The organism is Halomonas sp. McH1-25, from assembly GCF_022348165.1.
GTDB lineage: Bacteria > Pseudomonadota > Gammaproteobacteria > Pseudomonadales > Halomonadaceae > Modicisalibacter.
Map to the genome: position 1 here is coordinate 113,989 of NZ_JAKRFI010000009.1, position 14,097 is coordinate 128,085.

The following is a 14,097-nucleotide window of genomic DNA, read 5'->3' on the forward strand; positions in this document are numbered from 1 at the left end:
CGTTGGTCACCTAACCGCGAGTGAGGTGTGCCAAGCTGAGCGACCTCCTGACCCCTGTGAATCGCCCCTAGTTTCGTAGACACTCCCAGGCCTTATACTGAAGGCATCAGGAGGTTCCATGAGCCGTCAACGATACACCGAAGAATTCAAGATCGAAGCCGTCAAGCAGGTGACGGAGCGAGGCCATCCCGTTGCTGAAGTCGCCGCCCGGCTGGGCGTGTCCGACTAAAGCCTGTTTCAATGGATAAAACGCTACGCCAAGCCTGCGGAACATCGACAGCAGGATGCTGATCTTTAAGCTGAGAACCGGCGCTTGAAGGCAGAGCTGAAGCGTGTATCAGGAGAACGAGAACCATTAAGGGTCTTTACCAGCTTGTGCGCCAGAAACTCTGACGCTTCCTATACTCAATCCGTGTCAGAGGCGCAGCCGTTGGCTTTTTGGTGGCCCTGTCCCCGTCAAAAAAGTGGCTCGGGAATCGTTCTGTACTTGAAAGTGGTGATGCCCCACGGGTGATCCCATTTAGGAAGGTTTGCGCTGACTACGATTCCTCCTCTGACTCTCTGCCCGGGTTCATGAGGAGCCCTACCATGACACGCATGGCATCCCGACTTTCCCGCAGCAACAAGGACGCGTTACAGGTCGTCCACCCTCACGCGGCCGCCATCGACGTTGGCTCGTGTTTCCATGTGGTTGCCATCCCGCTCGATCAGGATGCGCTGCCAGTACGGACCTTCAACACCTTTACCGGCGACCTCTGCCTCCTGGCCGACTGGCTCGGCGAAAAGCAGGTAACCATCGTTGCCATGGAGTCCACCGGCGTTTACTGGATACCGGTGTATGAGCTTCTCGAAGAGCGCGGGTTCGATGTCATCCTGGTCAACGCTCGCGATGCCAAAAACGTCCCTGGCCGAAAGACCGACATCAACGATGCCCAGTGGCTACAACGCCTGGTGCCGTAATGCTCTTTCTGAGCGGGCCCGGGATGACCAGCGCCTGCTGGGACTGATTAAGCACGCCTGGCTCAAAAGTGGCGGTGTGTATGGCTATCGTAAAATCCATCAGGACCTGCGGGAGGCTGGCGAAGCCTGTGGCAAGCATCGGGTGGCCCGCCTGATGCGCCAGGAAGGGCTACGTTCCCAAACGGGTTACCGACGCCGCCCTGGTTGCTACGGCGGTACACCGGCAATGGTATCGCCCAACCGCCTAGACCGACGGTTTGAGGTAACAGCGCCCAATATCGTGTGGGTCACCGACATCACCTACAGTGTGCCTCGACTCTGAAGGCTGCAGGAGGCAGCTGAACGAGCACAAGCATGACTGGAATACCTTCGTGTCGAACAGGATGTTCTCAGCGAAGGACTGCTCTCTGCTGCGAGAGGGCATGAGCCGAAGCGGCGGTGACCTGCCGTGCACTGGCAGGGTGACGTAACCCGTAGGAAACGGGGTGTGAGGCGAAGCCGTTACGCCAAGATGCACCCCTAGGCTGAGTTTGGAAAGCTTGAGGAACACGAACCGATTAATCCGTGTCTGTGGGCTGAACATGTCGCCACCTCCTACACGGCTTAACAGGAGGTGCGCATCCTCAGCAGTGGTATATGTAGGGCCCGCTGCTGCTGTCGGTAGTGGATATGTAGCCCACTGCCGGCGGAGTCACGAGCAGTGTGCAGCTAACTCGTGACAGATGCGCCAACTTGCAGCATGCAAGGGTAAAGACTGCGATCGGCAACCTCCTCCGTATGCTTGAGTCCAGCATGTGAACGAGGGAAGGCTTGTATGGGATGCCAAGGGAGTGCGACCCCGACGCCCGGCAAGCTGGCGGAGCCTCCGTAGTAGTCCGCGATGGGGAAAACCCATTACATGGCGAAGGGAGGCAGTTCAAGTGCCTTGCTCCTCGGATTACCTGACCCTAGAGAGGTGAAGACCTTTGATAATCAGGGAAATGCAGAGCAAGCTGGCAACCTGGGCAGCAGCGGATCCGAACCAGCGGTTCGATCCACTGTTGAGACTGGTTGCACGGCGCGACTGGCTTCAAGAGGCGGCGCTCAGAACGCTGGCGTCGTCAGGGGCCAGAACCGCGGGTATCGACAGAGTAGATCGGCGAGTGTTCGAACAGAATTCCAGCCAGCATCTGGAGGAGATTCGTGTTGAACTGCTGGACGGCACGTATCAGCCGCTGCCGGCACGCCGCATCAACACCCCGAAATCCAGCGGTAAACAGCGCCCGCTGGGGATACCGACCTTACGCGACAGGATTGTGCAGCGTGCCATGCTGATGGCCATGGAGCCCATCTGGGAAAGTGATTTCCATCGCCTTTCCTATGGGTTTCGGCCGGAGCGCAGCGTGCACCATGCCATTCGCACTGTGAAACTTCAGTTGACGGACAGTAATGAAACGAGGGGGCGCTGGATCATCGAAGGTGATCTGGCCAGCTACTTCGATACTGTACATCACCGGAAACTGATGCGGTGTGTCCGCAAGCGAATTCGGGACGGTCGTTTCCTGATGCTGCTATGGCGATTCACCAAAGCAGGTCACGTCGACAGGGGGCTGTTCCATGCTGCCCACGACGGCGTACCACAAGGTGGCGTACTCTCACCATTGCTCTCGAATATCATGCTCAATGAGTTCGACCAGTGGCTGGAACAACGCTACCTGAGCAAGAAAGCCCGTAATGACCGCTGGTACTGGAATTCCAGTATTCAGCTGCAACGGCCTGTTGCCCTGCGTGAAGGCCGCCAGTGGAAACCGGCGGTGGCCTATTGCCGCTATGCTGATGATTTCGTTTTGGTAATAAAGGGAAACAAGGCGCAAGCCGAAGCCATCCGTGAAGAATGTCGTCGGTTTCTGGAAGAGGGTCTCTCGCTGACCCTGAATATGGAAAAGACCCATATCACACACGTCAATGATGGATTCACCTTCCTTGGACACCGAATCATTCGGAAACGCGGGCCCAATGGCACGATGCGTCCCGTCACGTCTATCCCCCGCGCCAAGGCCAGAAACTTCGCTGCTTCTTTGGTGAAGGAATTGTCCAGCAATCACAGCGAAAACCGGATCGACATGGTAGATCGCCTGAACCGCCGCCTGGCGGGCTGGGCCACGTTCTACCAATTTACTGACTATACCGCGATGACGTACAGGAAGATTGATGGCATTGTCTTCTGGCGACTCGCTCATTGGCTGGCACGGAAGTATAGAGCATCTATTAAAGCGTTGATGCGAAAGCACTTCCGCTGACCGCGTGAGAAAGAAACCAAGACATGGCAGTTCTTCGGGCCCAACCACCTTGGCAACTTCTGTGTGGTAAGCCTGCGTCGATTGGTATCAAGTCGGAAAATGTCTTTCCGGTGGCGGCTGCCCGAGGCAAACCCGTATTTGCCAAGGGAAGACGCACGCAATGCGGTCACTTCTCGTTACCGCGATGTTGCCTTGGCTATGAGCCACGCTTGAATGGAGAGCCGTATGCGCTGAGAGGTGTGCACGTACGGTTCGGAGAGGAGAAGCAGGGAAATAGCGCGACTACGCCCTGCTTCTTACTCTACTCCGTACCTACAAGGGCTGGCTCTACCTGTCGGTAGTTATCGACTTGTTCTCTCGACGGGTGGTGGTCGATGAAGTCTCGCATGACCACTGACTTGGCATTGGATGCCTTGCTGGCAGCGGTTTGGCGGCGAAAGCCGCAAGGGGTTGTCATGGTGCATTCGGATAGTAAGACTACCGGGTGCCGGGCATCTCTGGGTTGGTCTAATGAATTGACTGAAAGACCTGGTGCCGTGAGAGCTCCCGGGTCTCCTGACTCACATTCCGATCGACCCGGACAGTGTGTCTTTCCTGGACCTGTCGGTGACCGGGAGCACTGGCGGCGAGGTTTCGCCTCGTCGAAGCATGTGACTCAAGAAGGGCCTGACAGCCTGTCTCGTTACTGTCGTGTCCAGGCTATCGAACTCGGTGAAGCCACCCTGATAGTCTGGAGACTCGCCATGGTCTATCAGCAGAGCGATCACCCTGTCATTATTGGCGGTGTTGATACCCATAAAGACTTACATGTGGCCGCCGTCGTGGATGTCCATAATCGCGTGCTTGGTACCGGCAGCTTTCCGACCACTCGGCACGGCTACAAGACCCTGCTGACCTGGATGCGCTCTTTCGGCGAGGTCAGTCGGGTGGGAATCGAATGTACCGGCACCTATGGCGCTGGCCTGCTGCGCTATTTGCAGCACGCAGGCATCCCTATCCTGGAGGTTACCACGCCCGACAAGAGCGTACGGCGCAAGCGTGGCAAGAATGACACCATTGATGCAGAGAATGCCGCCCACGCAGCCTATGCGGGTATTCGCACGGTCACCCCGAAGACACGCGACGGGATGATCGAGTCCTTGCGTGTACTGAAGGTCTGCCGAAAACGGCGGTCGCAGCGCGCTGGGTGGCCCTTCAGATGACCCAGACTCAGGTAATCTCCGCGCCTGAGGAATTGCGCGACCTGCTGAGGAACATGACACGCATGCAGTTGCTCCGGACACTCGCGGCCTGGCGACCCGATTTGAACGGCTATCGGGATGTCACGATGGCTTACCGCATTGCCCTGAAATCCCTCGCGCGTCGCTACCTGGCACTGCACGATGAGATTGCTGATCTGGATATCATAATCAAGGCCATCGTCGATGAGCTGGCACCGGAGCTGGTAGCTCGCACGGCAGTAGGCTACGAGTCGGCCTCACAGCTACTGATTACGGCGGGCGACAATCCGGACCGCCTTGGCTCGGAAGCCAGCTTTGCGACGCTATGTGGCGTTAGCCCCATTCCCGCCTCGTCGGGGAAGACTCAGCGACATCGGCTTAACCGCGGGGGTGATCGAGCTGCCAATAGTGCGCTGCATATCATCGCCATCGGCCGCCTCCGGCTGGATGCCGGCACTCAGGCATACATTGCCCGACGAGTGGCACAGGGCCACTCCAAGCTAGAAGCTATCCGGTGCCTGAAACGCTATATCGCCCGGGAACTGTACTATGTGCTGCGCAACCGTCATCGGAAAATCAATCAGGCTCAAAATCACCGCTTGACCTTAGAAGGGCGTCCAGGGAAGTCAGTTCAGCAGCACCGACTGGCAGAGCTTTCTGAAAGCCAATCAACTGGTGGGCAGTATGAGTCGTCGTGGTAACTGCCACGACAACGCCGTAGCAGAAAGCTTCTTCCAACTCCTCAAGCGTGAACGGATCAAGCGGCGAATCCATCCGACCCGAGAAGCTGCCCGGAGCGATGTGCTCGATTATATCGAGATGTTCTACAACCCAAGGCGCCGCCATGGGACGAGTGATGACCTGGCACCCGTTGAGTATGAGCGGCGTTACTTCCAGAGCTTGAGGGGTGTCTAGAATACCCGGGGCGATTCATTCAGTATCGACTGGAATGCCTCTCAAGCCGGCTTAACATTCTTTCTTAGCATTGAGAGCCGGCTCTGTCACAACAACAGGAATCCTGGTGACAGAGTCTACTTTATGCTTGTACGTCTTTTTTCACGACCTGGAGTCGCTGCCTCACAGACTGGCGAAGGGGCCCATCGCCCTCAGTCCGTCAAGGAGCTGCTCGCGACTCCACGCCGCCAAGCCATGCTCAAGCTGCTCTGGGATACCACGTCCCTGACGCGGCCCGTCTTCGACGAGTACCTGCTGGCACCCATTGAGCGCTACGCCAAGCTTGTCCAGCTGCTGCCGGCCTCTGAGTCGCATCACCATGCCTATCCCGGCGGGATGCTCGATCACGCGCTCGAGATGGCCTGCTATGGACTGCGCCTACGACAGCGCCACCTGTTGCCGCCCGGCGCCAAGCCCGAGGATCAAAGTTCGGCCGGTGAGCTCTGGAGTGTGGCCATCATCTACGCGGCCCTCATGCACGACGTCGCCAAGGCCCTGGTCGACATCGAGATCCATCTCGAGGACGGCCGCGAGTGGCGCCTATGGCATGGAACGATTCCGGGGCCCTACCGCATGCGCTACCGAGCCGGCCGAGACTATCATCTGCACAGCGCCGTCAATCCGCTGCTGGCTCAGCAGGTCTTGGGCGCTAGGGTACTGGATTGGTTGATGAGCCAGCCCAGGCTCTTCGCGCTGCTGATGTACACGATCAGCGGCCACACCGAGCGCGGCGGGATCATTGCCGAGCTGGTTCACAAGGCGGATCGTGCCAGCGTCGCCAGGGCACTGGGTGGCGATCCGGTCCAGGCCCTCGCGGCACCGACCGACTCCCTTCAGCGCAAGCTGGCCGAGGGGCTGCGCTATCTGGTCAGGGAACAGTTCAAACTCAATCAGAAGGGCGGGGTGGGGTGGCTCACCGACGATGCGCTCTGGCTGGTCTCGCCGCGGGCGGTCAACGAGCTCAAGGCCCACCTCTACGCGCAAGGCATCAAAAGTATCCCCGCCGACCTGAACCGACTCTATGGCGAGCTGGAGGCCCATGGGTTAATCGAGGAGGTCAGCGAAGGCAAGGCCGTCTGGCAATGCGAGATCGTCGACGGCGACTGGCAGCAGACCTTCAGCATGGTCAAGGTGTCACCCACGCTGATCTGGGGCGTGGAGGGTAGGCCGTCCGAGTTCAGTGGCACCTTGACGGTTCAGGGCGCTGGGACGCCGGAGGACCAGACACCCGATCAGTTGGGCGAGCCCGACTCGAGGCGCTCCACCGGCAACGTACCGGCACGGGCCGAGGAGCCTGACGCTCCGCCGGTAACAGATCAGACGCCGCCTGCCCAGGCTAGAACGTCAATCTCTTCTACCTCTGAAGCACCACAGAAGATACCTGAAGCACCACGAAACACGCCGGCAGCGTCTCTGGACGAGGAGATCATGGACCTGTTTCCTGAAGTCGAGGGCCGTGACTCAGATAAAGTCATCGCAAGCGACGGTCAGCATTCGGAGACAGAATTTTCAGACATTGCCGACACGCAATGCCTCTCAGGCTCTGCTAAAACAGAAGTTTCGCAAATAAAGGCAGCGCAAGAACCTGACAACACTTCGGACCTGGGCGAACAGTTCTGGCAATGGCTGACGACGGGGCTGGCGAACCATGCCCTGGTCATCAACGACACGAAGGCGCCGGTGCACACGGTGAACGGCACCTGGTTTCTGGTCAGCCCCGGCATCTTCAAGCGCTTCAGTACGGAAGTGCTGAACGACGAGGCGCAGTGGAAGACGGTCCAGCAGCGCTTCCAGAAGCTGGGACGCCACGTCAGAACCCGGGGACAGAACATTCACAAGGTGACCGTCCAGGGACCGAACAAGACCCGAACGCTGATGGGGTACCTGATCAAGGATCCGTACCAGGTGAGTCGCACGCTGCTGCCCGATAACTGGGTGTTGACGCTCGCGACCGCCCCCGCAGAAGGGGAAGAGTCCCATGTATGATGTGTCGTTTCTGGAACTGGTGAGCCGCTACGCCGCCGACAAGCATTTGCGCCCCAAGAGTGTCAGCACCTATACCGCCGTCGTCCGACTGTTTCGGCGTTATCTGGGTCACGAGGCCTATCCCAGCATGGTCACGCGGTCCATGGTCATCGAGTGGCGTACGGCGATCATCCGCACGCCGGCGCGACCCGACGGCATCACCGAGGCGAGCTGGAATAACTACGTCCGCCACCTCAAGGCGCTCTACAACTTCGGCATCAAGCATCAGCTGATTGCCTGCTCCCACAATCCGTTCCTGGAGGTCTCGGTCAAGCAGCCGAAAGCGCCGAAGAAATCCCTGCAGCCGCTGCAGATACGCTACGCGCGCGAAGTCCTCAAGGTGTGCCGGCGCTTCGAGACCGCCTACGACGAGTGCTCGAAGATCCATCCGGCCTGGTTCTGGCAGGTGCTGATGGAGACCTTCTTTTACACCGGGATCCGGCTCAACCAGCTGCTCCATATCCAGGCCGGGGACGTCAATCTGAAGAAGCGGCTGTTCCGCGCCTCGGCCGTGGGCTCCAAGACGCACTCGGAAAGCATCCTGCCGATTCCGGATGGCCTGTATCCGCACCTCTATACCCTGATCGTCGCGGCCCACAACTCGGGCTTCAAGCGTCAGGATCAGCTCTTCAACGTGAACCGGTTCAGTCACCGGCATCGGCGCACAGACATGGATACCTGGCAGGTCGAGCACTTCTTTCAGGTGTTATCGGAGATGACCGGCTACAAGCTGTCGCCGCACCGGTTCCGGCACTTCCTGGGCACCAGCCTGATGGAGAGCCCCGAGCGCAATATCCATCTCACCCAGAACATTCTCAACCACACCGACATCCGCACCACGATGGAATACATCCATCCCGATGTCGAAGCCATGCGGCGGGCGCTCAATGCCCGGCCACCGGTGTGAGGACAGGGCGCGGCGGGGGAGATGACCTCCCTCGTCATACCAATACATTAGTGGGTTGACAACTACGGGGAGGTTGGCCATGATTCAAAGCGCCAATGCAGTGCAGGGGGCAGTCAGGCACCGTAAAGCGGTCCTCCCGCCATCACTGTCTTTTCCTTGGTCCACACCGATCCGGTACAAGTCGGCTTTACATTTAGTTACAAACTGCAACTGACTTGTAATCAGTAGGTCCCGGGTTCGACTCCTGGTGTCGGCACCAAATGGCAAGAAAATCAGAAGCTTAGTAGAATCCTAAAGAAGCCGCTTACAATAGCGGCTTCTTTTATTTACACTAGCTTAACCTGACCTGCAACCACCTTCGCATTCATCCCGCGATCTTAGATCTTGTAAACGTGGAGCCTCGGTCCAGAGAGGGCAGGGGAAGCTGAGTGCAGGAAGATGTGTTGACTCACAGTACGTGGCCGAATGTCTGCTGCGCTAGGTTTGTGAGCTCTTTCCATGGCCTGGATGGCAATGGCTTCGGGCTCGCCTGGTTCCTGCAAAGATAAGTAGACGAGTGCCACCGAGAGGCAGCCGAGCGTCAGTGCAGATAACAGCAATCTGTCCATTGGGCTGATTTCCTCGTGTGCTTATAGCTTTGCCAAGGTAGGGTACAGAAGTGGCGGATAGAGATGAAGACCTCTAAAGACCAGACTACGGTCCCTTCGCGGCCAGCAGATGATCATGGGTTGAGCGATGGCAGTGGTCATGTGCATGCCTCCTGTAGGGAGGCATGCCAGAGCGGCACAATTGGAAATGGCACCGCCGCAGTCTGGGCAATGACAGTGGCCGAAAAAAGGTGACTGTAGCCGCCTTCACGAAGTTGAAAGAGTCTCGATAGAAGACAGGTTCGCCCACTGTGGGTTAAAGAACTCGGGTGGAACATCGCTTTTAAGATAACCCTCATCAAACTCAGCCAAGCCGGCCAAAACTGTAGGATCGGGAAGGTACACCTGGTGGCGCTCCCGCCTGACTATTTCCTCTTCACGAAAGGCAGTGAAGGTGCGGCTGACATGAACGGCACTGAGCCCCACCACCTCCCCGATCTGCTCCTGGGACAGGGGCAATAGAAATTGCCCGTCCTGTACCGCGCCGATCCGCTTTAGGCGTAGGTACATCTCATACAGGAAATGCGCCAGCCTCTGCTGTGCGGTCCGCTGCGCCAGGCAAATCATGCGCTCAGTCAGCATTGCCTGCTGACGGCTAGCAATCGCGAAGAAGCCAACCGTCAGGTTCCCCGAACGGTGAAAGATCGAGAGTAGCTGCTGGTGGTTGAAAGGGCAGAGCACACCAGGGGTGATCATGGCGACACCGGCCAGGCGCTGAGAAAACGAGAAGTCCCGCATCCCAATGATGTCACCCGGGAGATAGATCTTGAGAATCTGTCGACTCCCATCGTCTAGGGTGCGGAACGAGAAGGCCCAGCCCTCCCTGACAGTGAAGAACTGGTCGGGCTGGGCGCCCTCCGGCCAGATAGTTTGTCCTGTGCTCACACGGATGGGGTATTGCTCCAAGGAGAGTAGTATCTCCTTGTCCTCGGTCGTTAACGTGCAGTACTGACTGAACTGACGAATGGTGACGCTCGATTGAAGGCTCACAGGCAGCGGACTCCGGGGAAAGGTAGTGATAGCACTACGGGCCTGCTGCGCCTCGTAACGTAACTTACGGATTGTAAGCTATTAGGTTGCGCTCTCGAATAACTTATGTTGTCCAGCAGGGCATTAGTTTTCGGACAGACCGTAAGGCAACCAAAATGCACAAGGCTGTTGGTCAGGTAGGCGATAGATCCGGACTTCCATTACCTGTATCCGCTATCCCTTTGGCTTCAGCGCCTTGAACTTGGACGTGATACCGTCATGTTTTCCTGCAAGCTGTTTTATTCAGCGTCGCAGGATGCTCTCAACAATGCCGAATGAGGGACTGGCTTCACCTAGTCCAGCATGAAACAGGCAGCTTCCTGCCTGAGCGTGGGCGTGAAGGAGCTTCGTTTTCTGATCATCAGGCAGCTTTCTAAGGATGGCAAGGATACTTCTCATGTGGATAGTCGGTTTATTGGGCCACCAGAAGTCTTCTTGATCTTGAACGTCTCTACCATCTTCACAATGAGACTTATTGGGTTGTCCGCTTCAATTGGACCACTTTAAGCTGCACTCAGCTTAATTTCAGCTTGCTGCGTTAGACTGGCTGCCATTTCGTGCTTCTGTTCACTCATTACAGGAACCGTGCTATGGCATCCTCATCGACAGTACAGACGCTATCACGGCGTCAACTGCTAAAGGTCGCTTCCGCGCTAGGTTTGTCTACCGCTGCACTAGGTTTGCGCCCCGCCTGGGCCAGTTCCGCAGGCCTCAGCAACATCTATCCCCAAGGGGTGGAGCAAGGCAACGAAATCTCCCTTACGGTACGGCGCGAGTCGTTACCTATCGCCGGCAAGATGGGGAAACCGATTACGCTTAACGGTACCAGTCCAGGGCCCTTGATACGACTGCGCGAGGGGCAGGATGCGGTCTTGAAGGTGACCAACTTGCTGGATGAGGAAACATCGGTGCACTGGCACGGGCTCATCCTGCCACCGGAAATGGATGGAGTGCCTGGCGTCAGCTTTGCTGGCATTGCTCCGGGTGAAACGTTCACGGCACGTTTCCCTGTCATCCAGAACGGCACCTACTGGTATCACAGCCACTCCGGTCTACAGGAGCAGCTTGGCCACGCGGGTCCGCTTATTATCGATGCTGCAGAACCTGAGGCGTTCACATATGACCGTGAACATGTGTTGCTGCTTACCGATTGGACTTTTGAAGACCCACAGGATGTCTTCCGTCACTTGAAAGTGGCGGAGGGGTATTACAACTACCAGGAGCGCACGCTTGCCGATTTCTTCGCCGATGTGGCGGAGAACGGCTTTGCCGATACGGTGGCGCAGCGCTCGATGTGGGAGCGAATGCGCATGAGCTCCCGTGACATCGCCGATGTCACGGGCAGCACTTATACCTACCTGATGAATGGACATGCGGCGAACGATAACTGGACGGCGCTGTTCAAGCCTGGCGAGAAGGTGCGTCTACGAGTAATCAATGGCTCGGCAATGACCTACTTCGACGTGCGTATTCCTGGCCTGAAGATGACCGTAGTATCCGCCGACGGCCAGCCGGTACAGCCGGTACCCGTCGATGAGTTCCGGATTGCCGTGGCCGAGACCTACGATGTGATCATCGAGCCCGAAGGCGACCGTGCCTATACCGTGTTCGCCGAATCCATGGATCGCAGCGGCTACGCACGCGGCACTCTGGCTCCTCGGCTAGGCATGGTGGCGCCGATTCCGCCGCGCCGTAAGATCGCAGATCGCGGCATGGAAGCGATGGCGGCACATGGTGGCATGGATCACTCCGGCATGCAGGGTATGGATCACTCCAACATGCAGGGCATGGATCACTCCGGCATGCAGGGCATGAACCACTCCAACATGCAGGGCATGGACCACTCCAACATGCAGGGCATGGATCACTCCGGCATGCAGGGCATGGATCACTCCGGCATGCAGGGCATGGATCACTCCAACATGCAGGGCATGGACTACCCCGGCGAGCAGGAGCCCACCCCAGAGAGCCGTACTACTGGGCTACTACCGGTGGGCACGGCCCAGCCAGGCTCGCGCTATGACCAGGCGGGTATCGGCATCGATCCCAGCGAGAGGCGCGTACTGGTTTATAGCGATCTCAAGGCCTACACCCCCTGGCCGGATGTTCGCCCGCCTGGACGCGAGCTGGAACTGCAGCTGACCGGCAACATGGAGCGCTATATGTGGTCGTTCAATGACAAGACGTTCAGTGAAGTCAATGGTCCCATTCACTTCGAACATGGCGAGCGCCTGCGGTTGATCTTCGTCAATAACACCATGATGGAGCATCCCATTCACCTGCACGGCATGTGGATGGAATTGGAAAACGGCGCCGGTAAGCTGATCCCGCGTAAGCATACGCTGAACGTCAAGCCGGGGGAGCGGGTGTCCGCCCTAGTCAGCGCCGACGCACCAGGAAGCTGGGCCTTCCATTGTCACCTGCTCTACCACATGGATGCCGGCATGTTCCGGGTCGTCAAGGTCGCTTAAGGAGTGCGGATCATGCGTTTTACTACTCATTTATTGGCGGGGCTAGGCTTCCTGACGTTTACCTCGGCTACCTTGGTGCATGCCGATGGCGTTTCCGATGAGGGTTATGATGTTCCGCCAGGATGGGGCTTGCCGATGGAACAGCATAACTTTGGCACGTTTCTCGTCGATCGCCTGGAGTATGCCTGGACAGACGAGAATGAAGAAGCCGTGGTCTGGGACTTTCAAGGTTGGTATGGCGGTGACTTCCAGCGCGTATACATCAAGGGCGAGGGCGAGAATGAACAGGGCGATGGGGAAGATGCCGAGTTCGAGTCGCTCGAAGTGCTCTATAGCCACCTGATTGCCGATTTCTGGGAACTGCAGGGCGGTGTCGGCTACCAGGGCGGTATCGCATCCAGCGATCATCCTGAGCGCACATATGCGGTACTCAGCCTCCTCGGCACGATGCCTTACAGCATCGAGATCGACACCTCACTGCGAGTCAGTGATGAAGGCGATGTGTCGGCAAGCCTGGAAGCAGAATACGACGTTCGAGTGACACAGCGAACCATCCTACAGCCAAGAGCTGAAATCGAAGTGGCGGCCAGTGACGTCAAGGCGTTCGGGATCGGCGAGGGGCTGAATTCTACCCGTCTAGGTATGCGGCTGCGCTACGAGCTTACTCGCAAGTTTGCGCCTTATATCGGCGCTTACTGGGAAAAACAGTACGGCAATACTGCGGACATGACGCGGGAAGAGTTCGGTGAGGTCGAAGGCACCGGCGTCGTCGCTGGTGTCAGGATGTGGTTCTAACCTGCAGGCGATCTGAAGGAGAATAAGATGCCGATATTTTATGGAGCCATCCTGGCACTGGCCGTGCTGGCTATTGGCGGTGTCGCTGTTATCTATAGCGGAGCGTATAACGTTGCCGCAAGCGACGATCATACGGCGCTGGGTAAATGGGTAATGCATACAACGATGCATAACTCCGTCAGGGCGTCAGCTGACGATATCACCGTGCCTGACCTGAGCGACAATGCCATGATCCAGCAGGGTGCGAGCGCCTATGATTCGCTATGCGCAGCCTGTCATCTCAAACCCGGGCTCAAGGACACGGTGCTACGTGCAGGGCTCAACCCGATGCCGCCCAACCTGACGGAGCAGAGCCATTGGGAACCGGCCGAGCAATTCTGGATCGTCAAGCATGGCATCAAAATGACCGGCATGCCGGCCTGGGGCGCAACACACGAGGATAAGGAACTCTGGGAAATAGTGGCATTCCTGCAGAAGCTACCCGAGCTCTCCGAGCAGGAATATCGCGAGCTGTTGCAACCGGCTGGGTCTCCTACCAACGCCCAAGCAGACGATGGTCATGCTCACGAGCATGGAGACACAAGTGGAATGACGGGCTCGCCAACAAAAAGCAATTCTGAGGCCCAGCAGGATGATGGTCATGGCCATGAGCACGGAGACACAAGTGGAATAATGGGGTCGACGTCCAAGGAATCGAAAGCTGCCCTGGACAAGGCCGACCAGGGGCATGATGACAGCAAGCTATCTGAGACATCCTCGGGCGCGGATGAGAGTAAAGAAGGCCACTATGCTGATGGCCACAGCCACTAA

8 protein-coding genes and 5 pseudogenes are annotated in these 14,097 nt (G+C 57.7%); 12 read left to right on the forward strand and 1 reads right to left on the reverse strand.

Features of this window, described 5'->3' with window-relative positions:
* Positions 1–118: 118 nt before the first annotated feature.
* From MHM84_RS18980 to MHM84_RS19020, 9 genes and pseudogenes are all read left to right on the forward strand, one after another.
* Positions 119–361 (forward strand): annotated as a pseudogene (locus MHM84_RS18980) (transposase); the annotation flags it as partial.
* Positions 362–597: 236 nt separating this feature from the next.
* Positions 598–960 (forward strand): transposase, encoded by a 363-nt coding sequence (locus MHM84_RS18985; protein ID WP_239268337.1) that lies wholly within the window; start codon positions 598–600, stop codon positions 958–960.
* Positions 935–1,264: pseudogene (locus MHM84_RS18990) on the forward strand (IS3 family transposase); the annotation flags it as partial. The gene MHM84_RS18985 and the pseudogene MHM84_RS18990, both read left to right, overlap by 26 nt.
* A gap of 676 nt (positions 1,265–1,940) precedes the next feature.
* Positions 1,941–3,239 (forward strand): group II intron reverse transcriptase/maturase, encoded by a 1,299-nt coding sequence (gene ltrA, locus MHM84_RS18995; protein WP_343218306.1) that lies wholly within the window; start codon positions 1,941–1,943, stop codon positions 3,237–3,239.
* A 295-nt stretch (positions 3,240–3,534) separates the two neighbouring features.
* A pseudogene (locus MHM84_RS19000) lies at positions 3,535–3,709 on the forward strand (DDE-type integrase/transposase/recombinase); the annotation flags it as partial.
* Between the two features lie 273 nt (positions 3,710–3,982).
* Positions 3,983–5,040, forward strand: a pseudogene (locus tag MHM84_RS19005) (IS110 family transposase); the annotation flags it as partial.
* Positions 5,041–5,077: 37 nt separating this feature from the next.
* Positions 5,078–5,374 (forward strand): annotated as a pseudogene (locus MHM84_RS19010) (IS3 family transposase); the annotation flags it as partial.
* 123 nt (positions 5,375–5,497) lie between these two features.
* Positions 5,498–7,399, forward strand: coding sequence for a MobH family relaxase (gene mobH, locus MHM84_RS19015; RefSeq protein ID WP_239268199.1), 1,902 nt, complete (start codon positions 5,498–5,500; stop codon positions 7,397–7,399).
* Entirely contained in the window at positions 7,392–8,345 is a 954-nt protein-coding gene (locus MHM84_RS19020) for a site-specific integrase (protein WP_239268201.1), read from the forward strand. Before mobH ends, MHM84_RS19020 begins: the two co-directional genes overlap by 8 nt.
* Before the next feature lie 854 nt (positions 8,346–9,199).
* On the opposite strand, the gene MHM84_RS19025 is transcribed toward MHM84_RS19020, so the two are convergent.
* A complete protein-coding gene (locus MHM84_RS19025) occupies positions 9,200–9,982 on the reverse strand; it encodes a Crp/Fnr family transcriptional regulator (protein ID WP_239268203.1) in 783 nt (260 codons plus the stop codon).
* Positions 9,983–10,611: 629 nt separating this feature from the next.
* On the opposite strand from MHM84_RS19025, the gene MHM84_RS19030 reads away from it, so the two are divergent.
* From MHM84_RS19030 to MHM84_RS19040, 3 genes are read left to right on the forward strand one after another with little or no spacing between them, the layout of a single operon-like run.
* Entirely contained in the window at positions 10,612–12,492 is a 1,881-nt protein-coding gene (locus MHM84_RS19030) for a copper resistance system multicopper oxidase (RefSeq protein ID WP_239268205.1), read from the forward strand.
* A 12-nt stretch (positions 12,493–12,504) separates the two neighbouring features.
* A complete protein-coding gene (locus MHM84_RS19035) occupies positions 12,505–13,287 on the forward strand; it encodes a copper resistance protein B (protein ID WP_239268207.1) in 783 nt (260 codons plus the stop codon).
* 27 nt (positions 13,288–13,314) lie between these two features.
* Positions 13,315–14,097 carry a c-type cytochrome gene (locus MHM84_RS19040; RefSeq protein WP_239268209.1) on the forward strand — a complete coding sequence of 261 codons (783 nt, stop codon included), beginning with the start codon at positions 13,315–13,317 and terminating at the stop codon, positions 14,095–14,097.

What these genes read in the sequence shown, in the direction of transcription:
- MHM84_RS19020 (WP_239268201.1), top strand. Translation starts at nt 7,392, where the DNA reads ATGTATGATGTGTCGTTTCTGGAACTGGTGAGCCGCTACGCCGCCGAC.
- MHM84_RS18985 (WP_239268337.1), top strand. Translation starts at nt 598, where the DNA reads ATGGCATCCCGACTTTCCCGCAGCAACAAGGACGCGTTACAGGTCGTC.
- MHM84_RS19035 (WP_239268207.1), top strand. Translation starts at nt 12,505, where the DNA reads ATGCGTTTTACTACTCATTTATTGGCGGGGCTAGGCTTCCTGACGTTT.
- MHM84_RS19030 (WP_239268205.1), top strand. Translation starts at nt 10,612, where the DNA reads ATGGCATCCTCATCGACAGTACAGACGCTATCACGGCGTCAACTGCTA.
- ltrA (WP_343218306.1), top strand. Translation starts at nt 1,941, where the DNA reads ATGCAGAGCAAGCTGGCAACCTGGGCAGCAGCGGATCCGAACCAGCGG.
- MHM84_RS19040 (WP_239268209.1), top strand. Translation starts at nt 13,315, where the DNA reads ATGCCGATATTTTATGGAGCCATCCTGGCACTGGCCGTGCTGGCTATT.
- mobH (WP_239268199.1), top strand. Translation starts at nt 5,498, where the DNA reads ATGCTTGTACGTCTTTTTTCACGACCTGGAGTCGCTGCCTCACAGACT.